The following is a 25,434-nucleotide window of genomic DNA, read 5'->3' as shown; positions in this document are numbered from 1 at the left end:
CGTAGACGACCAACCATTCTCGCACTGGATCCGGACCGTACTGGCCCGGATCCGACGGCGGCCCGTGCCGCAGCCTTTCGTCATGAGCGCATTGACATGAAGCGCGATCGGCAATGTGCGCAAGCCGCCGATGACGCGCTCCAAACAACTGAATCGGCGCCTGGTCCCCGTCACCAAGGTCATTCCTTGTCGGGTCATGCGCAGGGGGAGAGGGACCCATGGCGGCTCAGATTTTCTCGGCCATAACAGTCATCATCGTCGGCGTCGGCGGTTGCGTCGCCTATTTCTGGGGCGCCAACAAACTGGTCGACCTGATATTCCCGTCACGCGGCGTCGCCGGTGCCGCGGCCATCGACAATCTGCGCCGGCAAGGGCTGGTCAGGCCATGGCTGTTCGTCGGTCCGGCGATGATTATCCTCACCATCTACCTGATCTACCCGGTGGTCGAGACGCTGCGGCTGTCGTTCCTCGATCGCGGCGGCATCAATTTCGTCGGCCTGGCGAACTATGAATGGGCGTTCGGCGATCGCGAGTTCCGCAACTCGATCCTCAACAACATCATCTGGCTGGCGGTCGTGCCCGCCGCCTGCACGTTCCTAGGGCTGATCATCGCCGTGCTCACCGACAAGATCTGGTGGGGCACGATCGCCAAGAGCCTGATCTTCCTGCCGCTGGCGATCTCCTTCGTCGGCGCCAGCGTGATCTGGAAATTCATCTACGAGTATCGGGGCGAGGGCCAGACCCAGATCGGCATCCTCAACGCCATCATCCAGCATTTCGGCGGCCAACCGCAGGTCTGGATATCGCTGCCGTTTTGGAACAATTTCTTCCTGATGATCATCCTGATCTGGATTCAGACCGGCTTTGCCATGGTCATCCTGTCTTCCGCCCTGCGCGGCATTCCCGAAGAAACGCTGGAAGCCGCCGTCATCGACGGCGCCAATCCGTTCCAGATCTTCTGGAAGATCATGGTGCCGCAGATCTGGGGCACCATCGCCGTGGTCTGGACCACGATCACCATTCTGGTGCTCAAAGTGTTCGACATCGTGCTGACCATGACCAACGGCCAGTGGAACAGCCAGGTGCTGGCCAATCTGATGTTCGACTGGATGTTCCGCGGCGGCGGCGATTTCGGCCGCGGCGCCACCATCGCCATCATCATCATGATTGCCGTCATCCCGATCATGGTCTGGAACATCCGCCAGGCGAACAAAGAGACGGGAGAACATTGAGATGGCCGTCGCGACCGGAAATTCCTTCGCCAGCCGCTTTGGCGTCCACATCGCCGTGCTCATCTTCGTCGCAATCTGGACCATACCGACGCTCGGCATCCTGGTTTCGTCGCTGCGCGACAAGAACCAGATCATCGCCTCGGGCTGGTGGAACTCGTTCGCCAGTTCCACCCAGACGGAAGCCGGCCGGCTGCCGCCCGCCTCGGCGCAAGTCGAGAAGGACGGCAAGTTCGTCCTCGAAGGCAATATCTTCGGCGACGGCGCCAAGCGCGACATCAGCGCCTTCGGAGTCAAATCGGCGGCACCGACGCAATATCCCGCCGGCACCACAGCCGATCTCGGCGACGGCATGACCTTGCAGCTCAATGCCGACGGCAGCTTCATCATGCAGTCCCCGAAAGCGTTCGAAGGCGATCGCGGCCAGCGCGTCTATTATGCTTCGTCGGCGCCGCCGAAATTCACCACCGACAATTACAGAACCGTGCTGTTCTCCGAAGGCATCGGACGGTCATTCATGAATTCTCTGACCGTCACCATTCCGGCTACCGTCATCCCGATCCTGATCGCCGCCTTTGCCGCTTATGCGCTGGCCTGGATGCGGTTTCCCGGCCGGGCGTTGCTGATCGCGGTCATCATCGGCCTGCTGGTGGTGCCGTTGCAGATGTCGCTGATCCCGTTGTTGAAACTCTATAATGGTGTCGGCGCTTTCTTCGGCATGCCGTCGAAGACCTATCTCGGCATCTGGCTGGCGCATACCGGCTTCGGCCTGCCCTTCGCCATCTACCTGCTGCGCAGCTACATTGCGGGCCTGCCGCGCGAAATCATGGAATCGGCGCGCATCGACGGCGCCAGCGATTTCGAGATCTTCGTCAAGATCGTCTTGCCGCTGTCGTTCCCGGTGCTGGCTTCGTTTGCCATCTTCCAGTTCCTGTGGGTATGGAACGATCTGCTGGTGGCGATGGTTTTCCTCGGTACAGAGGCAGACCAGATCGTGCTGACCGCCAAGCTCAACGCGCTGTTGGGCTCACGCGGCGGCGACTGGGAGATTCTGACGACATCGGCTTTCGTGACCATCATTGTGCCGCTGATCGTGTTCTTTTCGCTGCAGCGCTATTTTGTCCGCGGGCTGCTTGCCGGCTCGGTGAAAGGAGGCTGAGACGATGCAATCCGCTTTGAAGGCCAGCTCGAAGCCTGACCTCGCCATCGATCGCGACTGGTGGCGAGGCGCCGTGATCTACCAGATCTATCCGCGCAGCTACCAGGACTCGAACGGCGACGGCATCGGCGATCTCAAGGGCATCATAGGCCGCCTCCCCTACATCGCCGCACTCGGCGCGGATGCCATCTGGATTTCACCGTTCTTCAAGTCGCCGATGAAGGATTTCGGCTATGACGTGACGGATTACTGCGATGTCGATCCGATGTTCGGCACGCTGGCCGACTTCGACGCGCTGACCGCCGAGGCACACAGGCTGGGCTTGAAGGTGATGATCGACGAGGTGTTGTCGCACACCGCCGATAACCACCCATGGTTCAAGGAAAGCCGGTCGAGCCGCAGCAACCCGAAAGCCGATTGGTACGTCTGGGCAGACGCCAGGCCGGACGGCACGCCGCCCAACAACTGGCTGTCGATCTTCGGCGGCTCGGCGTGGCAATGGGACACCAGCCGCCAGCAATATTACATGCACAATTTCCTGGCCGAACAGCCCGACCTCAACTTTCACAACCACGAGGTCCAGGACGCGTTGCTCGACGTCACCCGCTTCTGGCTGGAGCGCGGCGTCGATGGTTTCCGGCTCGATACCATCAATTTCTATTTCCACAGCCAGGGCCTGGAAAACAATCCGCCGCTGCCGCCGGAAGAGCGCAACGACCAGACCGCGCCGGCGGTCAACCCCTACAACTACCAGGACCATCTCTACGACAAGAGCCGGCCCGAGAACCTCGGCTTCCTCGAACGGTTCCGTGCCCTGCTCGATGAGTATCCGGCAACCGCAGCGGTCGGCGAGGTCGGCGATTCGCAGCGCGGGCTTGAAGTGGTTGCCGCCTACACCGCAGGCGGCAAGCGCGTGCACATGTGCTACTCCTTCGATTTCCTGGCGCCGGAAAAGATCAGCGCGGGCAAGGTCCGCTCGGTGCTGGAATCCTTCGGCAAAGTCGCCAGCGACGGCTGGTCGTGCTGGGCCTTCTCCAACCACGACGTGATGCGCCCGGCCTCGCGCTGGGCCGCCAATGAGGCCGACCCGACCGCCTACCTCAAGGTCATCTCGGCGCTGCTGATGTCGTTGCGCGGTTCGGTCTGCATCTACCAGGGCGAGGAGCTTGGGCTCGGTGAGGCAGAGCTGCGGTTCGAGGATCTGCAGGATCCCTATGGCATCCGCTTCTGGCCGGAATTCAAGGGCCGCGACGGCTGCCGCACGCCAATGGTGTGGGATGGCAGCGCCAAGAATGGCGGCTTCTCCCAGGCAAAGCCCTGGCTGCCGGTGCCGGCCAAGCATCTGGCGCAAGCGGTCAATGTCCAGCAGGGCGACGAGGCTTCGCTGCTCGAGCACTACCGGCGCTTTCTCACCTTCCGGCGTGCCCATCCGGCGCTCGCCAAGGGCGACATCACCTTCATCGAAAGTGAGGACGACACCGTCGCCTTCACGCGCCGCGCAGGCAACGAGCAGATCGTCTGCGTCTTCAATCTGGGAGCCGGGCCGGCCAAGGTTGACCTTGGCGGCCGATCGCTGCAACCTCTGCCCGGGCACGGATTTTCGGGGCAGGCGAACAGCGGTTCCATCGAGCTTGGCGGCTACGGCGCCTGGTTCGGGCGTCTCGACTGAATTCCAATCACTGGAGGAAACCAAATGGCCGATGTCACGCTAAGACAAGTGAAGAAGTCCTACGGCAATCTGAACATTCTCCACGGCATCGACCTCGATATTAAATCGGGCGAGTTCATCGTCTTCGTCGGCCCGTCGGGCTGCGGCAAGTCGACATTGCTGAGATCGATCGCCGGGCTCGAGGAAATCACCTCCGGCGAGCTTAGAATAGCCGGCGAAGTGGTGAACGACGTGCCGCCGTCGAAGCGCGGCATCGCCATGGTGTTCCAGTCCTACGCGCTCTACCCGCACATGACCGTCTACGACAACATGGCGTTCTCGATGAAGATCGGCAAAGAGAACAAGGCCGAGATCGACCGCCGCGTGCGTCAGGCCGCCGAGATCCTGCAGCTGACCAAATATCTCGACCGCCTGCCCAAGGCGATGTCGGGCGGCCAGCGCCAGCGCGTCGCCATCGGCCGGGCCATCGTGCGCAATCCGAAGGTGTTCCTGTTCGACGAGCCGCTTTCGAACCTTGATGCGGCGCTGCGAGTCGCCACCCGCATCGAAATCGCCAAGCTCAAGGAATCGATGCCCAACACGACCATGATCTACGTCACCCACGACCAGGTCGAGGCGATGACGCTCGCCGACCGCATCGTGGTGCTCAAGGACGGCCATATCGAGCAGGTCGGCACGCCGATGGACCTCTACAAGAAGCCCGGCAATCTGTTCGTTGCGCAATTCATCGGCTCGCCGGCCATGAATATCCTGCCCGCAACCATCGACAAATCAGGCAATCCGACCGTCGTCAGCCATGTCGGCGGACGCAAGGCAACCGTGCCGATCGCGACGCCGGCTTCGGCGAAGGGCGCTGCGGTTAGTTTCGGCGTGCGGCCGGAGGACCTGATCATCGCCAGCGGCGCGGACTATCTGTTCGAGGGGACGGTCGACTATGTCGAGCAGCTCGGCGAGGTTCAGCTGGTCTATGTCGACATCGGTCGCGCCGACCTCCCGCTGGTGACCAAGCTGCCCGGCAATGTTGAGGTCAAGCGCGGTTCGACATTGCGGCTGAGCGCCAATGGCGAGGACCTGCATCTCTTCGACGCTGACGGACGGTCGTTTGCCCTTCATGAGGCTGAAGCGAAGGCGGCCTGAGGCAGAACCGCGTCTTGGACAAAAAAGAGCAGCGGGCCAGGCCCGCCGCTCTTTTTTTGAAGATCAGCTTCGACTGTTAACGGCCGAAGAGATTCCGGTCGCTGCCCTGAGGAGCGGACTTCTCTACGTCGCCCGACGAATTGAGCAGCTTCTCGACGAGGCCACCGCTGTTGCGGACCGAGTTCGTATGCGCGCTGTCAACCGAAGTAACCGCAGGCTGGTTGGCGCCGTTGGAGCCAAAGTTGTCGCTGCCGGCGAAGGCACTGCCGGTGATGGCCAGAACGGCGGCGGCAGCAATAAGGATCTTGTTCATTTTAGTCTCCTGAATTCTGGATTTCGCCAGACGGCAGACACAGCTGCCGTCGCTTGCGAAATTGGTTTTAGCGACCGAAGAGGTTACGGTCGCTGCCCTGAGCGGGTGTCTGGGCAGCCGGTTCCGAGGTCTTGGTGGAAGCCGTGTACGACTGGTCCACAGCGGCGGCAGGCTGGTTGGCGCCGTTCGAACCGTAGTTGTCGCTGCCCGCGAAAGCGCTGCCGGAGATGGCCAGAACGGCGGCGGCAGCAATGAGGATCTTGTTCATCTTAAATACTCCTGAATGTCTGAATTTCGAATGTCTGAATTTCGAATGTCTGAATTTCGCCAGGGCAGCGGGCGAGCCCGCCGTCGACTGGGAATCGGCTGTTAGTTGTTGCCGAAGAGGTTGTGGTCAGCACCCTGGGCAGGCGCCTGAGCAGCCGGTTCCGACTTCTTGGTCGAAGCGGTGTACGAGCTGTCGACAGCAGTGGCTGCCGCGGCGTTCGAACCGTAGTGGTCGCTACCAGCGAAGGCGCTGCCGGAAATGGCCAGAAGGGCTGCGGCAGTGAGAATGATCTTTTTCATTTTTGTACTCCAGTATCGTCTTTTTCCGTCCGTCTAGCGGCGTGTCTTGGAAATGAAATCGCGTCGTTCGGACAGCCCCGATGTGGGAGGGCAACCCCGCCTTTTCCAATCACGAAGTTGTTCCGTGTGGACCATGAATCCACACCTTGAAATTGTGCCAGGGGAATCTAGAGAGGCATTTTTCCTCTCTATATCAGCATGTTAAGTTTAACCATCCGATGGATCACTGACTGTTTCAAAGGCCCGGCGTTCACACCGTCCTGCACGCACCGTCAACAGAAACGAACCGTTCGGTTCGATTTTAGGTCAAGCTAATAGTCACTTTTCGAAACCGTTAACCTTTTTTGACCCCGCCAAGGGTCGGATTCGGGAAGATCGCAGCCGGCAAGTGGCCGCCCGGGAGGCGGGATTTCGGCCCCAGACGATCTGCGGTGACGTTTCGCATGCCGTGTCGCGCCGCATGGATACGATGTCGTTTTCATGCCGACGGCGCGCCAGCGATCGTGGTTAGATCATACCCATCTCAGGTGCCGCTTCGTGACGACGAGGCGGAGAATTGGGAAGCCGGTCAGAATCCGGCGCTGCCCCCGCAACGGTGGTGGAGTTCAAGTCGCAACGGGAGACCACTGGGCAACTGCCTGGGAAGGTGTCGCGATGGTCCGCAAGGACAACTCCAGAGCCCGGAAACCAGCCCGAGATTTTTAGACTCGACTGATCGCGGTGGGCGGTCAAGAGGTGGATAGCGCATGTCCGGCACCTAGCCGGCCTGGGTTTCAATCCTTCCTCCATCACCACCAGTTCAGTCCTTAGAAACGAGGACAGGACATGGATACCCGCAACGACATGCTGAGGCTCCTGAAGGGGCGCCGGCAAGGCTTTTCGCTGGAGCAGCCCTTCTACACCGATCCAGACTACTTCAAGCTCGACATGGAGCTGATCTGGTATCGCGACTGGCTGTTCATCGGCCATGATTGCGAACTGCCGAAGCCGGGCAGCTACATCACCGTGCAGATCGGCGACTATCCGGTCGTCCTTGTCCGCGACCAGCAAGGCAAGATCAACGCCTTCCACAATTCCTGCCGCCATCGCGGCAGCCGCGTGTGCAACGCGGAAAAGGGTACGGCGGCAAAGCTCGTCTGCCCCTATCATCAGTGGACCTATGAGCTGGACGGCCGCCTGCTGTTTGCCCGCCAGATGGCCGACGGTTTCGACAAGAGTGATTTCGGCCTGAAGCCGGTCGCCTGCGAGAGCGTCGGCGGCTACATCTTCATCTGCCTGGCCAAGGAGCCGGCGGATTTCGCGCCGATGCGGGCGATGATCGAACCTTATCTTTTGCCGCACCGTTTGCGTGAGGCAAAGATCGCCTTTGAGAGCACGATCATCGAGAAGGGCAACTGGAAGCTGGTCTGGGAAAACAACCGCGAGTGCTACCACTGCGTCGCCAATCACCCCGAACTGTGCAAGACCTTCCCCGAGGCTCCGACCGTGACCGGCGTCCAAGGCGCCGACAGCGACCCTGAAATGGTCGCGCACTGGGCCAGATGCGAGGCATCAGGCTTGCCGAGCAAATTCCGCATCGATCCGGCAGGGCAGTACCGCGCCACCCGCGCGCCGCTGCTGCGCGATGCCGTCAGCTACACCATGACGGGAAAACGGGCGGTGAAGAAGAACCTGTCCGACAGCGTTTCAACCGACCGCATCGGCTCCTTGCTGCTTTATCATTATCCGACAACCTGGAACCATATCCTCGGCGACCATGCCGTCACCTTCCGCGTGCTGCCGATCAGTGCCACGGAAACCGCGGTGACGACGAAATGGCTCGTCCACAAGGATGCGGTCGAAGGCGTCGACTACGACCTCGCTGAGCTCACCCATGTCTGGACCGAGACCAACGACCAGGACCGCCGCATCGTCGAGGAAAACGCCTTCGGCATCCTGTCGCCGGCCTACGAACCAGGCCCCTATTCGGAGCTGCATGAGGGCGGCGTGATCCAGTTCGTCGAGTGGTACGCGTCGTTCATCGGGCCGCGCCTTGCCGAAGGCGGCCGGCCGGCCCTGCGCAGCGTCGCCTAGCTCAGGGGACAAGAGGATGAATGCGATGACGGACCTTGGCCTCTATCGCCATCTCGACCAGATGACGCCCTGGAACGACCGGCTGCAGGTGCTGGAAGTGATCGGCGTCAGCGACGAAGCGCCGGACGTGAAGACCTTCACCTTCCGCTCCGACAACCAGACCTGGTTCCGCTACAAGCCGGGCCAGTTCGTGACGCTGGAACTGCCGACATCGGACGGGCCGCTGATGCGCACCTACACGCTGTCGTCCTCGCCGTCGCGGCCGTTCTCGATCGCGGTGACGGTCAAGGCACAGGCGGGCAGCACCGGTACGCGCTGGATGTTCGACCATCTGACGCCCGGTTCGCACGTCAAGGCCTACGGGCCGACCGGCGACTTCTCGCTGCATAGCCACCCGGCGGCCAAATATCTGTTCATTTCGGCGGGCTCCGGCGTGACGCCGATGATGTCGATGCTGCGCTGGTTGAACGACTGTGCGCCATGGACAGATGTCGGCTTCGTCAACTGTGCGCGCCGCCCGGAAGAGATCATTTTCCGCAAGGAACTCGAGCTGCTCGGCAGCCGCATGCCCGGCCTGTCGCTCGGCTTCATGATCGAAGAGCGGTCGAGCCGCGAGGGCTGGTTCGGCCATATGGGCCGCATCGACGCGATCCGGCTGCCATTGCTGGCGCCCGATTTCCGCGAGCGCGAGATTTTCTGCTGCGGCCCCGATCCCTTCATGCGCGCCGTGCGCGGCATGCTGGACGCCGCCGGCTTCGACATGGCGAAATACCATCAGGAAAGCTTTGCTGCGCCTGCCGTGGAGGAAATCCCGGCGCCGTTCTCGCCGCCGGCGGAAGACGGCGTGGCTGCTGCTGTCGAGGCCGTCACACCAATCCGGTTCTCGCTTTCCGATGTCGATGCCGAATGCGTCGCCGGCCAGACCGTGCTGCAGACGGCACGCGCCTCTGGGGTGCGGATTCCCGCCGCCTGCGAGTTCGGCCTGTGCGGCACCTGCAAGGTAAGGAAGGTCGCCGGCGATGTCGAGATGAGTCACAATGGCGGCATCCTCGATCACGAAATCGAGGACGGCTTTATCCTCGCCTGTTGCTCGAAGCCGCTTTCTGCGCTTGAAATCGAAGCGTGACCGGCTGCGCTCGCCCCCAAGCCTGCGCCATCTTGCCAAAAACCCTGCAAATGGTTAGACGCCTGCAACGGTGGGGTTGACCGTAAGGCCCGAAGATCATCTCCGCGGCCTGCTCGGCGGGGAGCAAACATGCGACAATCCGGCATCTATGCCATTGCCAGCAAGGATATCGTCTTTGAATCCTTCGACGGCGAAGCCGTCGTTCTTGACCTGACCACGGGCAAATATTTCGGCTTCTCTGATTCAGGCAGCAGACTTTGGGATGCACTGTCGTCCGGCGTGCCTGCCTCCGAACTGGTCGGCGCCACGACCGGCATTGGCGCCCTCGATGCCGCCGCGATTGACGGCTTTGTTTCACAATTGCTCGAATTCGGTTTGCTGGCGGCCGTAACCGATGGCGTGGCAAGACCGGCTCCAAGCGAATTGCTGGCTCAGCTCGCCGCTGCCAGAGAGCCCCTCAAGGTCGACATCCATGACGATCTCGCCGATCTCATTGTCGTCGATCCCATCCACGAGGTCGAGGAGCCCCTCGGCTGGCCCGCGGTGAAGCAGGCCAACTGAAGCGCCCATCAGGTTCTCGTTGCCGGACAGCTCCGGAACAGGCAGACCCATGCCGAACGTCACTCTCGAAAACTTGGTTGACTACGCACGCCATGTCCTGGCGCAAGCAGAGAGCAGCGCCGCGCATTATCCGCTGACCTGCAAGGTGGGCTTGCCGCATCTGGATCTGACCGCGCATGTCAGCGCCGGCGCATTGGCGGATGCCATCGCTCATGGCTTTGTCCCTGCTCCGGGCAACCGAACGCCTGCCGATATCTGCCGCGTCTTCGTCGCACATCCCGGCATAGACGGCATCGCGGCACCGGTCAGTTGGGGCCAGGGGCCCTTCACGCAGCATGGCTTCGCCACCCGGCTGGCGGAGGCCGGATTGCGCGGCAACCATTTTCACGACCTGGATTTCTGGCAGTTCTATGATCCGCAACGTCGCGTTGGGGTGCAGTTGATGGCTTCGGCCGATGCCTTTCCACCGTGGGAGCCGGGAGCGCCGCTGCGCCCCTTCCTCCATTGGGAATATGCGGCGCGCGGCATGCGCCTTGCCCATGCCGGCACGCTCGGGGCCAATGGCAAGGGCGTGCTGTTGGCCGGCGCGGGCGGGGCCGGGAAATCCGGAACCGTCGCCGCCGGCCTCCTCAACGGACTGGACAGCGTCGGCGACGACTATGTGCTGGTCGACCTCTCCAACGGGGTGACTGCCCGCCCACTGTTTTCAACACTCAAACAGGATCCCCAGGGGTTCGTTCGGCTTGGGCTGAAGCATCGGCTGAAAGCGCATGGTCCGCTCAACTGGCAAGGCAAGCATGCTTTTCACATTGATGACATCGCGCCTCGGCCGGTGCCCGAAACTCTGGACATCATCGCGCTGCTGGTGCCACATATCGGCGGAGGCGAGGCAAGTTCGATCGTGCCGGTGTCGCGCAGGGATGCCATGATTGCCTTGGCGCCGTCGGGCATAGCGCAGATGCCGGGCGAGCGGGAGAGCGGCTTTCGCTTCTTCAGCGACCTGACCCGCCTGCTGCCGTGCTATCGTCTGTCGCTGGGGACGCAGCCACAGGAGATAGCCGGTACGATTGCCGACTTTCTCACGCGGGGCGCTTCGTGAAACTGAGCGTGATAATGCCCGTCTACAACCGTGAGCGCTATGTCGTTTCGGCATTGCGCTCGCTGGTGCGGCAGCGGGACGCCGCCGATCTCGACATCATCGTCATCGACGACGGCTCGACCGACGGCTCTGCTGAGGCCGTGCGCTCGATGATGCGCGAAAACCCCTGCATCCGACTGTCCCAGCAATCCAACATGGGCGTGGCCAAGGCGCGCAACGCCGGGCTGCGGCAACTGCCGCCGGATGCGGAGTTCGTTTCGTTTCTGGATTCTGACGACATCTCGCTGGCCGGACGGTTCAAGAAGGACCTTGCACGCTTCAGAGCAGACCCCGGACTCGAGCTGACCTATTCGCTGATGACGCTGGTCGAGCGGATTGACGATGAGCGGCTGAAACCGGCAGCCGACAGCCGCACGATGACGCTTCGGGGAATTTCGCTGAGCGCCGCCGTGTTCAGCAGAGGGCTTGTCGACAGGACGGGCGAGTTCGATGAGGATTTCGAGCAGGCTGAGGATACCGACTATCTGCTGCGCGTTTTCGAGGCGGGACCGAACTACGAATTGTTGGACGCGGTCGCGATCTACTACCGACGCCATGCCGGAAATGTCACCAAGGAACATAGCGGCAGGGTCCGCAACCACTTGCGTGCAATCCACAAGTCGATGCGGCGGCGCAAGGCCGATCCGTCACGGCGAGAGGTCCAGGGCATCTTCGAATTGAAGAGTCCCACCGATTGGCGGATGCTATGATGCTCGACACAATCAAGTCGGATCAGCCAAGCCCGCAACGCTGCCGGAGACGCCCATGAAGCTGAGCGTCATCATGCCCGTCTACAATCGCGAACAATTCGTTGGCCTCGCGCTGCGCTCGCTGCTCAGGCAGCGCGAAGACATCGATCTCGACATCATCGTCATCGACGATGGGTCGACCGATGGTTCGGCAGCCGTCGTACGGTCGTTGATCGACGAGGCCCCGTGCATTCGTCTTTTCCAGCAGATCAATGGCGGGGTCACCAAAGCGCGCAATGCCGGGCTGAAGCAGTTGCTGCCGCAGACCCATCTGGTGTCGTTTCTCGATTCGGACGACATCTCCCCGACTGGGCGCTTCAAGGCGGATCTCGCTTGTTTCGGAGAGAATCCTGGCCTCGACCTGACCTATTCGCGCATGACGCTGGTCGACAAGATAGATGGCGAGACGCTGGAACCGGCCGCCGACAGCCACTCCATCACCGTGCGAGGGATCCACCTGTCCGCCGGGATCTTTGCGCGAAACCTCATCGAGCGCACCGGTGGTTTCGACGAGGATTTCAAACAGGCCGAGGACACCGACTATCTGTTGCGTATCTTTGAGAGCCAGACAAAATACGTTATGCCCGATACGGTGGCTCTCTACTACAGGCGTCATCCCGGCAACATGACCAAGGAAGCCGATGTGCCCTTTCGCGAGTTCATGCGCGCCCTTCACAAGTCGATGAAGCGTCGTAAGGCCGACCCCAACTTGCGCCGAGTGGAGGGAATCTTCGACTTCAAGGATCTCGCGCAGTGGCGGTTCCTTTGATGGCAGCCTACGGCGTCGTCATTCCGGCTTTCAACGCGGCCGCCACCATCGGCGCGGCCCTGAACTCCGTCCTGGCCCAGACGGCAAGGGCGGAGGCCGTCGTCGTGGTCGATGACGGTTCGACCGACGATACGGTTGCGGTGATCAATGCGATGAACTTGCCGGTGACGGTGCTGCGACAGGACAATGCCGGACCTGGCAGCGCAACGACCCGTGGCATTGCGGCACTCTCGACGCCGCTCATCGCGACGCTCGATGCCGACGATTTGTGGTTGGCGGACAAGATCGAAAAGCAGCTGGTCCATCTCGACCGTCATCCCGGGACAACGGGCGTCTTTACGCATTGGCGGACGTTTCGCGGCGACAGCCCCGATTTGCCCGATGCGACCAGTGGAGCTGGCTGGTCGCGCACGACGATGATGATCCGCCAAGAGGTGGTGCAGAGCGTCGGTCCCATCATCGACCCACCAGGCGGTCGCGGCGAGATGATCGACTGGATCGCCCGGGTTCGTGAGGCAGGCTTTGCCCTTGCCATGCTCGACGACGTGCTTGCATTGCGCCGCATCCGTCCGGGCAGCCTTTCCTACGGCCGCGATCCGGCACGCGACCGGGGCTACCTCCAGGTCGCAAGGCTCGCCATGCAGCGGCGAGCCCAGAACAAGGCAGGTTCCAGTTGAACGCCACGCCCGTTCGCCGCATCGGCCGCCGCTTCCCGGACTATGGCTGGTCGTGGCCCACCGGCCAGCTGGACCTGTTGCTGAAGGCGGCGCTGCTCTCCGATGAGGACGCAGCCGCTGCCTGTGCCGCGCGCTGGCTGGACGAGAACGACATCGATCTCGTCTCGTTTCGAGAACATCGCCTGCTCGCCGCCATCTCCGACAGGTTCGGCAGGAAGCTGGCCGGGCATGCCGCCCATCCGCGCCTCGTCGGCCTGCAGAAGATGCTGTGGACGAAGTCGCGCATGGCGATGCGCGAGGCCGAGCCGGCGCTGAAGGCGATGGCCGACGGCGGCGCCGACATCATGCTGATAAAGGGCGCCAGCCGCATTGCCTTGAACGCGTCGGCGCAGCGTGGCCGGGTGGCGCATGATATCGACATATTGGTGCGCCCGCGCGACATGGCTGCCGTCTTCGACATCTTGCGCGATCGCGACTGGCAGATCGCCTCGGGCGTCAGCGCGCAATATTTGCGAACCCGGTTGGCGTCGCTGCGGTCGATGAACTTCTTCAAGGGCCGTTTCGGTGACATCGACCTGCACCAGCTCGGCTATGACGGGTCGCAGACGAGCGCGGAAGACGACCTGGCGATCTGGCAACGGGCGGTCCCGGCACAATTCAGCGGCGTCGCGGTCTTCGTGCCGTCGCCGGCCGATCGCATGGCCCTGGCCATCGCCCATGGCGGCCTCGACGCCCATACCCACAGCGACTGGCTTGTCGACTGCGCGGTCGCCATTCATGGCGAAGACGTCGATTGGGACACGTTCCTCGACATCGTCGGCAGACGCGGCCTGGCGGTTCCAGCGGCGGTGGCGTTATCCTATCTAACGTTCGAGATCGGCATTCCGGTGCCGGAACCGACAATGGCCAGAATCTTGGACATGGCCGACGGGGTTGGCCTGTCGCGTTGGTCGTCGGTTCTGCAAGCCAAGCCGCGCACGGATTTCGGCGGCCTGGTCTGGCTATCGCGCGGGCTTGCCAAGCAGTTGCGCCTGAAGCGGAAGAAGGGCCGGTTGCAGCAGGAGCCGCCCGCCACACCTTGGCGCGGCAGATCGGCCGCGCGCAAGCCTCAAGCAGCATCGGCGCCTTTGGTGTTTTCGCAGGCCATCGCCTGTCCGCAAACGACCGGCGACATGATGCTCGAAATCATCGTCAGGATCGGCGTTCCGCCGGTCCGGCGCCGCATCGAGATGGAGATCAATGACGGTGGCGAGCATATTGCCCGCCTGCGCGCCATGGCCATCAGCCGGTCCGGCAGGGAACGCGTGCTGCATTTTCGCGGCAAGGTGACTCTCGACGGCGCGCGAGTTGCCTTGACGCTCGAGGCGCGACCATCGCGACAGTTTCGCGAGTGGAACGACGCGGCCACGGTGGCCGCCTATGGCGCCTTGCCTTTCCAGTTGCTGTCGGCGGATTTCTTTCCGGTCGGCTGAAGGAAGGCCCACCCGGCAGCTATAAGGCGTCGGGAGTGATCAGCCTCAAGGATGGGAAATAGGTCTGGTAGCGGCCGACATCACGGGTCAGAAGCGGAAGCTTGGTGACGGCGGCATGTGCGCCGATGAAGAAGTCAGGCAAGACGCCGGTCCTCGATCCTCCTGATCGGCGGTATTGCGTGAATACCTTTCCAGCAAGGAAAAGGGCGGCTCTTGGCATCGGAGCCATTTCGAGACCGGCCGCATCCAGAAATGCCTCAAGATCCTCGATTCTGATGTAGCGAACGGCAAGTTCTGCATAGACCGCATCATTGATCAACAATGGCCCATCGAGGCTTGCCGCCTCGAGTTGCGCGATCGACCAGCCCGCCCAATTGGGATCGTCCGTAACAAGGTCGAGCAGAACGTTGGTGTCGACGAACGTCACGCTCCGCCACGCGTCAGCGCCATGATAGCCTCGGTCGTGAGCCCCTCGCCGGCATGGCCGCGCAGATTGGCGAAGCGGCTCGCAGGCGGCTTTCTGTCAACCCGAGCCAACACCACGCTGCCATCGGCGGCGCGCCGGAAATCGACTCTGCTGCCCGGGACGATCCCCAGGAGGTCGCGGACGGGTTTGGGAATGGTCACTTGTCCCTTTGCCGTGACGGTGGTGGCCATCTTCACTCCTTGGTAATACCATATTCCGACAAGGTATTACCTCATCGGTCGATTTTCAAGGCTTGAAGCATCGTGTCTCGACCGAACCGCCAGAGTCCGTTCAAACTCCGTAGCGTTCGGTGCGAATGATTTCCGCTGCAACGCCGGCATCGATCAGCGCTTGGGCGGCCGCGGAAACGAAGGCGTTGGAGCCGCAGACGAAGGCGATGCCAGGCGGCTCCGGCAGCCGCGTCATGGCTTGAACCATCATCGCGACGTCTACCCGCCGCGCATAGTCGGCTGGACGGCGTGCGGCTTCGCGCGTCAGTGTCAGCATCAGGTCGAAGCCGTCCTGGCGTTCGTCGAGGGCGATCAACTCGTGACGAAAGATCACTTCGTCCCAGACCCGGACCGAAAAGACCAGGACGACGGGCACCGCTGAATTACGCGCGGCGCGGTGGCGGAGCATCGACATCAAGGGCACGACGCCCGAACCGCCGCCGACCAGAACAAGCGGTCCACTCTCATCCTCCGGCCAGACGAAATGCCCGCCAAGCGGCCCGCGCAGTTCGATTTCATCGCCCACTGCCGCGACCTCGTGGAAGAAGGGCGAGACCTCGCCATCGTCGAGTTTTTCGATCGCCAGTTCGATTGCGCCGCTCGTTTCGGGCGCGGAGGCGATGGAATAGGAGCGGCGCGCCTGATAGCCGTCCGGCGCCGTCAGCCTGACGTCGACATGCTGCCCGGCGCGATAGGCGAAGGGCCGAGACGGCTGGAAAAAGAAGCTGGTGACACGCGGCGTGCGCTTTTCGATGCGGACGATGCCGGCTGTTTGCCAGGGCGACTGCACTGCCGCCGCATCGCTCATGGATCGTCCGTGTAGCGCTGCTCGCGCCATGGGTCGCCATAGATATGGTAGCCGCGCAATTCCCAGAAACCGGGCTCGTCTCGCGTGGTGAATTGCAGGCCGTTCAACCATTTGGCCGACTTCCAGAAATAAAGATGCGGCACCAGCAGCCTTGCCGGGCCGCCATGGTCCGGTGTGATCGGCTTGCCTTCGTAGAGCAGCGCCACCATGGCCTTGCCGGCGGTGAGGTCCTTGACCGGCACGTTGGTGGTGTAGCCGTCGAACGCGTGCGCCAGCGTGAAGCCGGTCGGCGGCTCCAAACCGGCATCGGCAAGGATATCGTCGACCAGCACGCCTTGCCACGGCGTGTCGAACTTGGTCCATGCGGTCACGCAATGGATGTCGCGCGTCATCTTGTTCAGTGGCAGGGCGTTGAACTCGGCCCAGTTCCATTTCTTGATCGGGCGTGGCCCATGTTTCAGCGTGAAAGACCAATCCTCGGTACGCACGCGCGGCGTCGGACCGGCCGACAGCACCGGAAAACCCTGTTCCAGATATTGGCCCGGCGGGATGCGGGCATCGCCATCGGTTGGCGGGCGCCGTCCTGAAGAGAAACCTCGGGTGACCATAGCGGCAATCCCCATGCAATCAGGCCACTATCGGCCTGACGCAATGTTCTCGAAGATGCCCTGACGGGCAACCGAAATCTTGACGGGCGGAGACCGGCGGGATCGTCACCGATGGACCTGCCGGTCCCATGTTCACGTCAACGCCATTTCTCAGCCATTGGCGAAAGGCACCGCGATGTACATTTGAGCGTCGCCACGCTCGACCAGCAACAGCACCGATTTCCTGCCGGACTTGCCGGCCAAGGCGATCGCCTGGGTTACCTGCCTGGCGTTCTTGACCGGCACCTGATTGACGGCAACGATGATGTCGCCGGCCTGTATTCCGGAAGCGGCGGCCGCTTTGTCGGGGTTGACGCTGGCAACCACCGCGCCGTGCTGCTTGCCGGCTAGGTTCATCTGCTGGCGAATGTCGGGCGTTATATCCATCAAGCCGAGTCCTATCGCGGGAGCGCGCCCGGCGCTCGGCGCGTCGGACCCGTCGTCCAGCGACGCGGTCTTCGCATCGGCGCTGTTTTGGCCGACATCGACGGAAATCCGCATCGGCTTGCCTTTGCGCCAGACATCCACCGTTTCCCTGGCGCCCGGCGCGACATCGGCGACCGCCCGCGACAGGTCCTTGGGATCCTTCACGTCCTGCCCGGCAAAGCTGGTGATGACGTCACCCGTCTCGACGCCGGCCTTGGCCGCCGGCGAACCGTCGTTGACCTCTGAAACCAGCGCGCCGCCGGAATGGCCGAGCCCGATGGCGCTCGCGACATCGGGTGTCACCTCCTGGATCTGAACGCCGAGATAGCCGTATTGGATGGAGCCGCCCTTCATCAGCTTGGCGACCACCTTCTGGGCCTGATCCGACGGAATGGCAAAGCCGACGCCGACGCTGCCGCCATTGGGTGAATAGATCGCCGTGTTGATGCCGACGACATTGCCGGCGACATCCACCAGCGGACCGCCGGAATTGCCGTGGTTGATCGGCGCGTCGATCTGGATGAAATCGTCGAACGGGCCACTATGCAGGTCACGGCCGCGCGCTGAGACGATACCTGCCGTGACGGTGGTGCCGATGCCGAACGGATTGCCGAAGGCCAGCACCTGGTCGCCTGGCATGAGCTTGTCGGAATCGCCCCATTTGACGGTCGGCAGGGGTTTGTCCGACTTGACCTTGAGTACGGCGAGATCGTTCTTGGCATCGCGGCCGACAAGCTTGGCCGGAAGTTCGGTGCCGTCGTCGAGCGTCACCTTGATCGAAGAGGCACCATCGATGACGTGATTGTTGGTGACGACGGTGCCATCCGCGCCGACGATGAAGCCGGAACCCAGCGCCTCGGCGCGCTGCGGTTGCTGTTGTGGCGGCGTCTTCGGCGTCGGCATGCCCTGGTCACCGAAGAACTGGCGGAAATAGTCATCGAAAGGCGAGCCGCCGTCGAAAGGAGATGCATCGCTCATCGTTTCAGGCTGTGCCTTCATGACGGTGGTGACCGTCACCACCGCCGGCTTGTCGGCGGCAACGATGGGTGCGAACGAGCCATTGGGCGCGGTGATGCCGGCGACAGGCGTCTGGGTTGTCGGAATGGTGTTGCCCTCGCCTTGGGCGAAAGACATGACGAAGGGGGATATGATCAGCGCAGCGCCCAGCAAGGCCGCGACGCGATGCCTACGAAGGATATCTGACATGGTCGTTTGTCCGGGCGAGAGTTGATCCAGCGCCGTGGCCTCTCCCGTGCGGGGAAATCGGTCATCGGCGTGTCGAGGTCGCAATTGCCCGTCTCGCCTACATGGCAGCCAACCGGATCGACGGCCTTGCATCTAGGGCGCGGATTCGCCCGATTTAGGGTTTTAGGGCGACCTTACGAAGATTTAATATCCGCACGGCGGCAGGGCCGCAAAGTCGTTGGGCGGCACCTTGCTGTCTCGCTGGAGCCTCAGCCACCGGCGCTTCGCTCGAGATAGGCCGTGGCAATCTCGCGCATGCGCTTGCCGTCGAAGCTCGGTCCGTGTCCACCATGACCGATGCGGATCGGCAGGTCGAGCAGGCGCCGCATCGTGCTGACATAGGCGGCTCGGTCGGAATCCGGCAGGTCGTCGATCAGCATGGCGTCGTAGATGGCATCGCCGCTGAAGAACAGGCCGTCGACCTCGTCGAACAGCGCGATCGAATCCGGTGAATGGCCCGGCAAATGCAGCACGCGAAATTGCCGGTCGCCAAGATCGACGACATCGCCCTCGTCCAGGGTTCGCGTCAACGGCGCGGGCGGGATCCTGTAGTCGGCCGACTTCCATCCGGGCGCCGGCAGTTTCGAGACGGCACCGTCGAGGTCATGGAACATGTAGGCGTAGGTCGCGGCCTCATCCATGGTCTCGAACCGGGCCGCGCTCATCCTTGGCCCGGCCCGCAACGGGAATTCATGCAGCGAGCCGACATGGTCGAGATGGATGTGGGTGGCAACGACCAGCAGCGGCTTGCCTTCCGCCGTCTCGATCTGCGGCGCCAGCGGACAGATGCCCATGCCGGTGTCGACGAGCAGGTCGGCATCGCGACCGCGCAGATGCCAGATATTGGCCCGAACATAGGCATGGACGAAGGGCTCGGTCAGCATCGTCGTCTTGTCGTCGACGACGCTCCTGCTGAACCAGTCGGGCATCACCTGTGAGCCGGGCATCAAGTGTGAGCCCGGCATCAGACGAAGGGCTTCCCGACCTTGTACTTTTCCGGCACCAGCCGCTTGAGATAGGCCATGCCGGCATCCGACAGCTGATTGACATCGGGCTTCATGAAATCGTCCGGCATGTGGCGTGTCTTGCCGGCGACGTTCTTGAGCGGCACTTTCTTCAGCACCGTTCTGGTGCCGTCATATTGCAACGCCACCGAGCCGCCGCCCTGTTCGGCGACGGTGACGGCGAAAGCGCCGGCATCGAACGCCTCCTGCGCGTCGACCGCGCTGATGGCGCCGATATAGCCGCGCGGCATGTAGCCGAGCGCATCGACGCGGGCCCGCTTGCCCGGCAGGCCTTCCGCCAACGCGCGCTCGAGTGCGGCCGGCAGGTCGCTGCCCGACAGCTTGACGTTGCCATGCGCGTCGCGCTCAAGCTTGTCCGGCGGCACCAGGCTTTCGACCAGCGCCTTGCCGTCGGCGGTGCTGACGCCTTCCGAAACGGCGACGATGCAGCGCTTGTGGCGATCGAGCGTGGCACGCACGTCGTCGATAAAGCCGGCGGCCGAGAATGGGCGCTCGGGCACGTAGACGAGGTGCGGGCCGCTGTCGGGGTCGAGCTGCCAGGCGGCCGCGGCCGCGGTCAGGAAGCCCGCATGCCGGCCCATGACGATGCCGACATAGATGCCGGGCAGCGCACGAAAATCGAGATCGACGGACAGGAAGGCGCCGGCGACGAACTCGGCCGCCGAAATGAAGCCCGGCGTGTGGTCGTTTTCCTCGAGATCATTGTCGATGGTTTTTGGCGCATGGACGAAGGCAATTGAGCCGCCGGCGGCATCGGTCAGGATCTGCTGGGTACCCGACGTGTCGTTGCCGCCGATATAGATGAAGGCGTCGGCGCCGGCCTTCTTCAGGCCGTTGAGGATGACATCGCAATAGGCGGCGTCGGGCTTGTCGCGGGTCGAGCCGAGGGCGGCGCTCGGCGTGCCGGCAATCAGCCGCAGCCGGTCCTCGGGGATGGCGGAAAGGTCGATATAATTGCCGTCACGGATGCCGCGCACACCATGGATGGAGCCCAGCACCTTGGCACCGGGATGCCGCTTGCGGACCTCCAGTGTCGCCCCGACAACCGTCTGGTTGATGACGGCGGTTGGGCCGCCGCCCTGCGCGATGACAAACGTTCCAGCCATGCTTGATTTCTCCCGGCGCGATGGTTTTCAAGGCACCTTGGCCTGTCTTGCCGCATCGCGCAACGGGAGTTTCGAGCGGCGCCAACACGCCGCATAAGCGTCAGACGACGACGACCGGATTTTTTTTGGAGACGCGGCTGTAGAGGTCGATGATGTCCTGGTTGATCAGGCGCACGCAGCCCGACGACATCGCCTGGCCGATGCTCCACCATTCGGGCGAGCCGTGGATGCGATAGCCGGTGTCCTTGCCGTCCTGGTAGATGTAGAGGGCACGCGCGCCGAGCGGATTGGTGAGGCCGCCGGGCTGTCCGGCTTGCCATTTCACCAGTTCAGGCTTGCGGGCAATCATCTCCGGCGGCGGCGTCCAGGTCGGCCATTCCCTGCCGTACTGGATGTTGGCGCGACCCGACCAGCGGAAGCCATCCTTGCCGATGCCGACGCCGTAGCGAATGGCGTCGCCACCCGGCTGGACGAGATAGAGCATGCGCTCCTTGAGATGGACGACGATGGTGCCGGGCGCCTCGCCTGTCGTGTCGACGACGATCTGGCGACGGAATTCCGGCTTGACCTTCAGATATGGCACTTCCGGCACGTTGAAGCCGCCGTCGGTCAGCCCGGCATACATGACGCCGGGGCTGGTGATGTTCTTGTCGACGCTGATGCTTGGCCGGATCGGCCGCACGGAACCCGTGGTGACGTCGTCGAGCTCGAGCGCCGGCAGACCCAAGCCCGAGGTCGAGCAACCGGCGGCGCTCAGCAGCGCGAGCGCCCCTGCCCCGGACAGGATGGCGCGGCGGGAAAGATGATGATCGGTTTCGATTGCGTCGCCATTTCGCGGCGGCGTCAGACCTTGCGGCAACTCACGCATATACCCAGACCCTACGCTGTCGGCGGGAAGCACGGTCCGGCCGGATAGCGGGCATTTTCATCATTCATGGTTGATAAAGCGTGAAGACGTTGCACAGCCTGCATTTGCGCATGGCCTTGACGATGTCCGACCTTCTTGCCTGGGCTTGAACGAAGGCTGCTGCACAAAAAGACCTCGGCCGGGTCATATTCCCGGCGCCGGCGTTTCCTACTCCTCGAACCATCAGCGAGGGGCCTCCATGTGCAAGATCTTAAAAACCGACATCAAGCTTTTTGCCGCTGCCATTGTCGCGGCGGCAACCGTTCTCGGTGCCAATGTCAGCCTGGCCGATATCGTGAGCACGCTGAGCGGCGCGAACTGACACCGATCTGCCGCTGGCGCAGTCAGGGAAATCGCCTCTTTACATTCTCCTGGGCCTGAGGATTTATCCTCTTCTTTAAGCTCAAGGGAGACGAGCATGTCCTTCGAAAACTGGGCCGCCTTCGCCGCCGCGTCGACGATCCTCCTCATCATTCCGGGTCCGACCATCCTTCTCGTCGTGTCCTACGCGTTGGGCCAGGGCTGGCGCACCGCTCTGCCTATGGCAATCGGCGTGGCGCTGGGCGACTTCACCGCGATGACCTTGTCGATGCTGGGCATCGGCGCGCTGCTGGCAGCTTCGGCTGGTGTCTTCACCATCCTGAAGCTGATCGGCGCCGGCTATCTGATCTATCTCGGCGTGAAACTGTTTCGCGCCGGCGGCGCGCTGAAAGCCGAACCGCGCACCGACGCGGTCTCCTCGGCCAAGATGATGGCGCACGCCTGGCTGGTCACCGCGCTCAACCCGAAAAGCATCACCTTCTTCGTCGCCTTTCTGCCGCAGTTCCTCGACCGGCACGCCGATTTCTGGACGCAGATGCTGATCTTCGAGACGACCTTCCTGGCGCTCGCCTTCGCCAATGCCTTTGGCTATGCGCTGATCGCCTCACGCGCACGCAACGTGGTGCGCAATCCCAAGGCGATCCGGATCTTCAACCGCACCGGCGGCACGCTGCTGGTCGGCGCCGGCATCGCCACGGTGGCGATGCGTTCCAGCAATTAGCTGTCTTTTTGCTCATGACCCCGAAATTGTTTTCGGGTCATGATCAACCTTACCATTTGACGCTGAACCCAAGATTGCCTTCGAGTATCCGACGCTCGTCGCCGCCGAGATTGGTGGTGTAGTCGCCGGTGGCGAAGATGCTGACCTTGTCCGTCACCTTGGCGATCACACCGCCACCGAATTCGAACGAGGTCGATCTGCCCTCGGTGGAGATATCGGTGGTGTCGAAATTGACATGGCTCGTGCCGCCGAAATCGTGCCAGATGTTGGCCTTTAGGTACGGCTGCAGCGCCATGCCATTGATCGTTGTTTCGCCTTGCAGCCGTGCGCCGAGCCGGCCGGTCACGTTGCCGTCGGTATCGAAGGAAACCGAAGCAAAGCGGTCCGATGCATCGTCGAGCGACAGTTGCTGCCAGACCAGTTGCGCCTGCGGTTCAAGCGTCCAGCCTTGCCCCAGCGCGATGGGATAGCCGCCTTCCAGCGAAGCGGTGACACCGGTCCCGCCGACGTCGATGCCGATGCCGCGCGACGATGTTGCGTCTCCGCCGAAGAAGGTGGCCATGAGGACGCCGTCCAGGTACCAGCCACCCTGACCGATCCGGGTCCAGTAGCCGCCGACGCTGGTGCCGTTGATATCCATGCTGCCGACGGACAGATTGTCCCAGCCCAGCGCCTGGCCGCGCACGTCGCCATTCATGCTGGCATAGGCGACGAACAGGCCGGCGCGATCGGTCTGGCCCGACGCGGTTTCGCGGCCGAACAGATCGAAGCCCGCCTGGAGGCCGAACAGGGTGCCGTCGAAGGACGGCGATACGGTTCCTGAATACGCCATCTTGCTGTCCTGGCCGAAGATGCGGCCCCAGACCGGCGACAGCTCGGTGTTCGACAACAGGCTCTGCTCGCCGCGCCGTTCGTGGAAGGTGCCGAGCGTCGTCATCGCCAGATGTTCGGCGACCGGGGGCAAGGCGGAATAGACCGGAACCTCGATGCGATAGAGCAGGATCTCCTCGCCCGCCGCCGGTGTCGGCAGGTCAGGCACATCCGTTGGCACAACCGGCGGCGGCGGGGGCGGATCCGCAACTGGTGCCGGCGGTGGTGCCGGCGGCGGCTCGGGCTCCGGATCGGCGGCCTGCACCGGCGGTGTCGGATCGACCGGCGGGTTGTTGATGTCGCCCTCGGTCGGAGGCGGCGTCGGCGGCAGCTCGGAAGGCGGCGGCGGCGGCGGTTCGGCCGCCGGCGGCTCTGGTTCCGGCGGCGCAGTAGGTTCCAGCGCCGGCGGGGCGGCGGCCGGAGGGGCCGGCGTGTTCAGCGTCGAGCGCAGGTACCAGTTCTCCTCGCTGCCGGCGCTGACGCCGCCCTTGAACAGATAATATTCAAAGGCACCGGCGGCGACCGGGGCGTCGAGCGCGAATGTCGTGGCGCCCGAGGTGGCGCCGTTGATTGCCTGGACGACCATGATGCCGTCCTGCGTGGTCGCAGCCCCCGCGCCGCCGAGATTGACCACGGAGATCCCGGTCGAACCGGAAGCCGTTCCGCTCGACAGGACCAACTTGTCGGATGCGGAGGAATCGTCACCGAGCTCGGTCTGGATAAGCAGCAGGCCCCCCAGCCCGACATAATTGCCCGAAATCGTCAGGCTGTCGGTGGCGCCGGTGCTGCCATTGGTCAGGTCGATGCGGCCGGCATTGGTGACCTGCGCCAACTGGCCTGCCGTAAACGCCTGGATCGCCGCATTGAAGCCGCCGCCATAGAGCGTGCTTGCGGCATCGACACTGAGCGAACCTGTGCCGGTGCCGCTATCGCCGAGCACCAGATTGCTGTCCATCGTCAGTTCGGTGTCGTTGGTGGCGTCGATGCTTTCCCAGTTCTGGAGCCGGCTGACCCCATCCAGTTTGACGTTGTCCAGTGTCAGCGCGTCGGTACCGAGGCCGCCTGATATGGCATCCGTGGCACCGAGATTGGCGTTGGTGAGGTTGCTGAGCCTGGCGGTGTCGTTGTCGCCGCCGAGATCGACGGCGCCATAGATGATGCCGCCACCGTTCCAGACGAAATCGTCGGCGCCAAAGCTCATCAGTATATCGCCACCGACCGTGCCGCCGGTGACCGTGACGCTGTCATTGCCGCCGCTGACGCTGATGTTGCCGCCGATGGTGCCGCCCGATAGGATGATCGTGTCCTTGTCGAAGCCGGTGACGAGGTTGCGGTCGATGGTGCCGCCGGACATGTTGAAATAGTTCTGGTCGAGCTTCATGTTGACGCGGCCGATGCGGCCACCGGTCATCACGGCGCGGTCGCCATCGTCGAAGAAATCGACGATGCGTCCGCCGGTCATGGTGAAGGTGTCGAGGCCGTCGCCCTGGTTGAGCGAGCCGATCTGGCCGCCGCTCATGTTGAAGTCGTCGATGCCGGCGCCCTGCTGGACATTGCCGCCGACGGTCCCCGCGCCAATGGTGAAGAAATCCGTACCGCCGCCCTGATCGACGGTGCCGGTGATGGTGCCGGACTGCATGTCGATGCGGTCCGTGCCGACACCAAAGGTCACGTTGCCTGATATCTGCCCGGTGCCGCCGGCGGGAAAATTCAGCGTGTTATCGCCATCGGCATCGGTGAGGCTGCCGCCCGAGTCGCCGCTATCGCAGGTGTAGACGGTATTTCCGGCGATTGGGCCCAGCACGCATGCGGCAAACGCAGCTGAATTGGGCAGCAACGCAAAGGCCGTAGTTGAGAGGATGCTAATAAGCCAAGGGTGTAGCGGATGCGGCTTTCGCCGTGGCGAAGCAACTGTCACCTGCGCATCCTCCGAACGACTGTTCGGAAGCGAGTTCTTCATATGCCACATCGCGTCCCCTCTCGATTCGCGATTTCCAGCCCCCGCCAGTCGCCGTAATGAAGA

At 62.9% G+C, this 25,434-nt stretch carries 26 protein-coding genes and 1 riboswitch; of the genes, 14 read left to right on the top strand and 12 right to left on the bottom strand.

The annotated features are described in order from the left end of the window. The first annotated feature begins 218 nt into the window (after nucleotides 1–218). From AC0L24_RS16165 to AC0L24_RS16150, 4 genes are read left to right on the top strand one after another with little or no spacing between them, the layout of a single operon-like run. Nucleotides 219–1,232, top strand: a complete 1,014-nt coding sequence (locus AC0L24_RS16165) for a carbohydrate ABC transporter permease (protein WP_127808232.1) — start codon at nucleotides 219–221, stop codon at nucleotides 1,230–1,232. Between the two features lies 1 nt (nucleotide 1,233). Beyond that, entirely contained in the window at nucleotides 1,234–2,388 is a 1,155-nt protein-coding gene (locus AC0L24_RS16160) for a carbohydrate ABC transporter permease (RefSeq protein ID WP_127808233.1), read from the top strand. Nucleotides 2,389–2,392: 4 nt separating this feature from the next. Beyond that, complete coding sequence (gene bglA, locus AC0L24_RS16155; protein WP_473563961.1) at nucleotides 2,393–4,057, top strand: beta-galactosidase BglA; 1,665 nt, start codon at nucleotides 2,393–2,395, stop codon at nucleotides 4,055–4,057. Between the two features lie 24 nt (nucleotides 4,058–4,081). Further along, complete coding sequence (locus AC0L24_RS16150) at nucleotides 4,082–5,194, top strand: ABC transporter ATP-binding protein (protein ID WP_127267787.1); 1,113 nt, start codon at nucleotides 4,082–4,084, stop codon at nucleotides 5,192–5,194. A gap of 76 nt (nucleotides 5,195–5,270) precedes the next feature. Here the strand turns inward: AC0L24_RS16150 and AC0L24_RS16145 are convergent, their stop codons facing one another. From AC0L24_RS16145 to AC0L24_RS16135, 3 genes are all read right to left on the bottom strand, one after another. Next, nucleotides 5,271–5,507 (bottom strand): DUF680 domain-containing protein, encoded by a 237-nt coding sequence (locus AC0L24_RS16145; protein WP_128289142.1) that lies wholly within the window; start codon nucleotides 5,505–5,507, stop codon nucleotides 5,271–5,273. 67 nt (nucleotides 5,508–5,574) lie between these two features. Further along, entirely contained in the window at nucleotides 5,575–5,775 is a 201-nt protein-coding gene (locus AC0L24_RS16140; protein ID WP_128307302.1) for a DUF680 domain-containing protein, read from the bottom strand. 101 nt (nucleotides 5,776–5,876) lie between these two features. Continuing rightward, entirely contained in the window at nucleotides 5,877–6,074 is a 198-nt protein-coding gene (locus AC0L24_RS16135) for a DUF680 domain-containing protein (RefSeq protein WP_027039902.1), read from the bottom strand. A gap of 508 nt (nucleotides 6,075–6,582) precedes the next feature. Continuing rightward, a riboswitch (cobalamin riboswitch) is annotated at nucleotides 6,583–6,784 on the top strand. Between the two features lie 115 nt (nucleotides 6,785–6,899). On the opposite strand from AC0L24_RS16135, the gene AC0L24_RS16130 reads away from it, so the two are divergent. The 8 genes from AC0L24_RS16130 to AC0L24_RS16095 all read left to right on the top strand — a co-directional run bounded on the left by AC0L24_RS16130 (nucleotide 6,900) and on the right by AC0L24_RS16095 (nucleotide 14,639). Next, entirely contained in the window at nucleotides 6,900–8,147 is a 1,248-nt protein-coding gene (locus AC0L24_RS16130; protein WP_473563960.1) for an aromatic ring-hydroxylating oxygenase subunit alpha, read from the top strand. Nucleotides 8,148–8,172: 25 nt separating this feature from the next. Further along, nucleotides 8,173–9,273, top strand: coding sequence for an FAD-binding oxidoreductase (locus AC0L24_RS16125; RefSeq protein ID WP_473563959.1), 1,101 nt, complete (start codon nucleotides 8,173–8,175; stop codon nucleotides 9,271–9,273). A 129-nt stretch (nucleotides 9,274–9,402) separates the two neighbouring features. Next, nucleotides 9,403–9,834 (top strand): PqqD family protein, encoded by a 432-nt coding sequence (locus AC0L24_RS16120; RefSeq protein ID WP_127808238.1) that lies wholly within the window; start codon nucleotides 9,403–9,405, stop codon nucleotides 9,832–9,834. A 49-nt stretch (nucleotides 9,835–9,883) separates the two neighbouring features. After that, nucleotides 9,884–10,933, top strand: a complete 1,050-nt coding sequence (locus AC0L24_RS16115; protein WP_473563958.1) for a serine kinase — start codon at nucleotides 9,884–9,886, stop codon at nucleotides 10,931–10,933. A 14-nt stretch (nucleotides 10,934–10,947) separates the two neighbouring features. After that, a complete protein-coding gene (locus AC0L24_RS16110) occupies nucleotides 10,948–11,682 on the top strand; it encodes a glycosyltransferase family 2 protein (RefSeq protein ID WP_127395755.1) in 735 nt (244 codons plus the stop codon). A 55-nt stretch (nucleotides 11,683–11,737) separates the two neighbouring features. Beyond that, nucleotides 11,738–12,490, top strand: coding sequence for a glycosyltransferase family 2 protein (locus tag AC0L24_RS16105; protein WP_127808240.1), 753 nt, complete (start codon nucleotides 11,738–11,740; stop codon nucleotides 12,488–12,490). Beyond that, entirely contained in the window at nucleotides 12,490–13,167 is a 678-nt protein-coding gene (locus AC0L24_RS16100) for a glycosyltransferase family 2 protein (RefSeq protein ID WP_127808241.1), read from the top strand. Before AC0L24_RS16105 ends, AC0L24_RS16100 begins: the two co-directional genes overlap by 1 nt. Beyond that, complete coding sequence (locus tag AC0L24_RS16095; protein ID WP_127808242.1) at nucleotides 13,164–14,639, top strand: nucleotidyltransferase family protein; 1,476 nt, start codon at nucleotides 13,164–13,166, stop codon at nucleotides 14,637–14,639. Before AC0L24_RS16100 ends, AC0L24_RS16095 begins: the two co-directional genes overlap by 4 nt. Before the next feature lie 19 nt (nucleotides 14,640–14,658). Here AC0L24_RS16095 and AC0L24_RS16090 read toward each other — a convergent pair whose 3' ends face one another. The 8 genes from AC0L24_RS16090 to AC0L24_RS16055 all read right to left on the bottom strand — a co-directional run bounded on the left by AC0L24_RS16090 (nucleotide 14,659) and on the right by AC0L24_RS16055 (nucleotide 21,460). Next, nucleotides 14,659–15,066, bottom strand: a complete 408-nt coding sequence (locus AC0L24_RS16090) for a type II toxin-antitoxin system VapC family toxin (protein WP_127267349.1) — start codon at nucleotides 15,064–15,066, stop codon at nucleotides 14,659–14,661. Next, nucleotides 15,063–15,296, bottom strand: coding sequence for an AbrB/MazE/SpoVT family DNA-binding domain-containing protein (locus AC0L24_RS16085; protein WP_127267350.1), 234 nt, complete (start codon nucleotides 15,294–15,296; stop codon nucleotides 15,063–15,065). The genes AC0L24_RS16090 and AC0L24_RS16085 overlap by 4 nt, the downstream gene beginning before the upstream one ends. 100 nt (nucleotides 15,297–15,396) lie before the next feature. Beyond that, the gene (locus tag AC0L24_RS16080) at nucleotides 15,397–16,143 is read right to left on the bottom strand and encodes an FAD-binding oxidoreductase (protein ID WP_127320468.1); all 747 of its coding nucleotides are present in this window, start codon (nucleotides 16,141–16,143) and stop codon (nucleotides 15,397–15,399) included. Beyond that, nucleotides 16,140–16,751: a molybdopterin-dependent oxidoreductase gene (locus AC0L24_RS16075; protein ID WP_127395761.1), complete on the bottom strand. Its 612-nt coding sequence runs from the start codon at nucleotides 16,749–16,751 to the stop codon at nucleotides 16,140–16,142. Before AC0L24_RS16075 ends, AC0L24_RS16080 begins: the two co-directional genes overlap by 4 nt. Nucleotides 16,752–16,901: 150 nt before the next feature. Then, nucleotides 16,902–18,422 (bottom strand): DegQ family serine endoprotease, encoded by a 1,521-nt coding sequence (locus tag AC0L24_RS16070; RefSeq protein WP_127395762.1) that lies wholly within the window; start codon nucleotides 18,420–18,422, stop codon nucleotides 16,902–16,904. Between the two features lie 248 nt (nucleotides 18,423–18,670). Beyond that, entirely contained in the window at nucleotides 18,671–19,390 is a 720-nt protein-coding gene (locus AC0L24_RS16065) for an MBL fold metallo-hydrolase (protein WP_127328591.1), read from the bottom strand. A gap of 35 nt (nucleotides 19,391–19,425) precedes the next feature. Further along, the gene (locus tag AC0L24_RS16060; RefSeq protein ID WP_127808243.1) at nucleotides 19,426–20,592 is read right to left on the bottom strand and encodes a diphosphate--fructose-6-phosphate 1-phosphotransferase; all 1,167 of its coding nucleotides are present in this window, start codon (nucleotides 20,590–20,592) and stop codon (nucleotides 19,426–19,428) included. A 100-nt stretch (nucleotides 20,593–20,692) separates the two neighbouring features. Continuing rightward, nucleotides 20,693–21,460 carry a L,D-transpeptidase gene (locus tag AC0L24_RS16055; protein ID WP_127322091.1) on the bottom strand — a complete coding sequence of 256 codons (768 nt, stop codon included), beginning with the start codon at nucleotides 21,458–21,460 and terminating at the stop codon, nucleotides 20,693–20,695. A 238-nt stretch (nucleotides 21,461–21,698) separates the two neighbouring features. Between AC0L24_RS16055 and AC0L24_RS16050 the strand changes: the two genes are divergently transcribed. Continuing rightward, nucleotides 21,699–21,821 carry a hypothetical protein gene (locus AC0L24_RS16050; protein WP_127270199.1) on the top strand — a complete coding sequence of 41 codons (123 nt, stop codon included), beginning with the start codon at nucleotides 21,699–21,701 and terminating at the stop codon, nucleotides 21,819–21,821. Between the two features lie 96 nt (nucleotides 21,822–21,917). Continuing rightward, a complete protein-coding gene (locus tag AC0L24_RS16045) occupies nucleotides 21,918–22,541 on the top strand; it encodes a LysE family translocator (protein ID WP_127270197.1) in 624 nt (207 codons plus the stop codon). Nucleotides 22,542–22,590: 49 nt separating this feature from the next. Here AC0L24_RS16045 and AC0L24_RS16040 read toward each other — a convergent pair whose 3' ends face one another. Beyond that, nucleotides 22,591–25,380, bottom strand: a complete 2,790-nt coding sequence (locus AC0L24_RS16040) for an autotransporter family protein (protein WP_127808245.1) — start codon at nucleotides 25,378–25,380, stop codon at nucleotides 22,591–22,593. Nucleotides 25,381–25,434: the final 54 nt, after the last annotated feature.

This window comes from Mesorhizobium sp. WSM4809 (assembly GCF_055811655.1).
This window is presented reverse-complemented; position numbering and strand designations above follow the sequence as displayed.

Coding starts and splice junctions, on each gene's coding strand:
- AC0L24_RS16165 (WP_127808232.1), top strand. CDS start 219: ATGGCGGCTCAGATTTTCTCGGCCATAACAGTCATCATCGTCGGCGTC.
- AC0L24_RS16160 (WP_127808233.1), top strand. CDS start 1,234: ATGGCCGTCGCGACCGGAAATTCCTTCGCCAGCCGCTTTGGCGTCCAC.
- bglA (WP_473563961.1), top strand. CDS start 2,393: ATGCAATCCGCTTTGAAGGCCAGCTCGAAGCCTGACCTCGCCATCGAT.
- AC0L24_RS16150 (WP_127267787.1), top strand. CDS start 4,082: ATGGCCGATGTCACGCTAAGACAAGTGAAGAAGTCCTACGGCAATCTG.
- AC0L24_RS16145 (WP_128289142.1), bottom strand. CDS start 5,507: ATGAACAAGATCCTTATTGCTGCCGCCGCCGTTCTGGCCATCACCGGC.
- AC0L24_RS16140 (WP_128307302.1), bottom strand. CDS start 5,775: ATGAACAAGATCCTCATTGCTGCCGCCGCCGTTCTGGCCATCTCCGGC.
- AC0L24_RS16135 (WP_027039902.1), bottom strand. CDS start 6,074: ATGAAAAAGATCATTCTCACTGCCGCAGCCCTTCTGGCCATTTCCGGC.
- AC0L24_RS16130 (WP_473563960.1), top strand. CDS start 6,900: ATGGATACCCGCAACGACATGCTGAGGCTCCTGAAGGGGCGCCGGCAA.
- AC0L24_RS16125 (WP_473563959.1), top strand. CDS start 8,173: ATGACGGACCTTGGCCTCTATCGCCATCTCGACCAGATGACGCCCTGG.
- AC0L24_RS16120 (WP_127808238.1), top strand. CDS start 9,403: ATGCGACAATCCGGCATCTATGCCATTGCCAGCAAGGATATCGTCTTT.
- AC0L24_RS16115 (WP_473563958.1), top strand. CDS start 9,884: ATGCCGAACGTCACTCTCGAAAACTTGGTTGACTACGCACGCCATGTC.
- AC0L24_RS16110 (WP_127395755.1), top strand. CDS start 10,948: ATGCCCGTCTACAACCGTGAGCGCTATGTCGTTTCGGCATTGCGCTCG.
- AC0L24_RS16105 (WP_127808240.1), top strand. CDS start 11,738: ATGAAGCTGAGCGTCATCATGCCCGTCTACAATCGCGAACAATTCGTT.
- AC0L24_RS16100 (WP_127808241.1), top strand. CDS start 12,490: ATGGCAGCCTACGGCGTCGTCATTCCGGCTTTCAACGCGGCCGCCACC.
- AC0L24_RS16085 (WP_127267350.1), bottom strand. CDS start 15,296: ATGGCCACCACCGTCACGGCAAAGGGACAAGTGACCATTCCCAAACCC.
- AC0L24_RS16080 (WP_127320468.1), bottom strand. CDS start 16,143: ATGAGCGATGCGGCGGCAGTGCAGTCGCCCTGGCAAACAGCCGGCATC.
- AC0L24_RS16075 (WP_127395761.1), bottom strand. CDS start 16,751: ATGGTCACCCGAGGTTTCTCTTCAGGACGGCGCCCGCCAACCGATGGC.
- AC0L24_RS16070 (WP_127395762.1), bottom strand. CDS start 18,422: ATGTCAGATATCCTTCGTAGGCATCGCGTCGCGGCCTTGCTGGGCGCT.
- AC0L24_RS16065 (WP_127328591.1), bottom strand. CDS start 19,390: ATGCCCGACTGGTTCAGCAGGAGCGTCGTCGACGACAAGACGACGATG.
- AC0L24_RS16060 (WP_127808243.1), bottom strand. CDS start 20,592: ATGGCTGGAACGTTTGTCATCGCGCAGGGCGGCGGCCCAACCGCCGTC.
- AC0L24_RS16055 (WP_127322091.1), bottom strand. CDS start 21,460: ATGCGTGAGTTGCCGCAAGGTCTGACGCCGCCGCGAAATGGCGACGCA.
- AC0L24_RS16050 (WP_127270199.1), top strand. CDS start 21,699: ATGTGCAAGATCTTAAAAACCGACATCAAGCTTTTTGCCGCTGCCATT.
- AC0L24_RS16045 (WP_127270197.1), top strand. CDS start 21,918: ATGTCCTTCGAAAACTGGGCCGCCTTCGCCGCCGCGTCGACGATCCTC.
- AC0L24_RS16040 (WP_127808245.1), bottom strand. CDS start 25,380: ATGTGGCATATGAAGAACTCGCTTCCGAACAGTCGTTCGGAGGATGCG.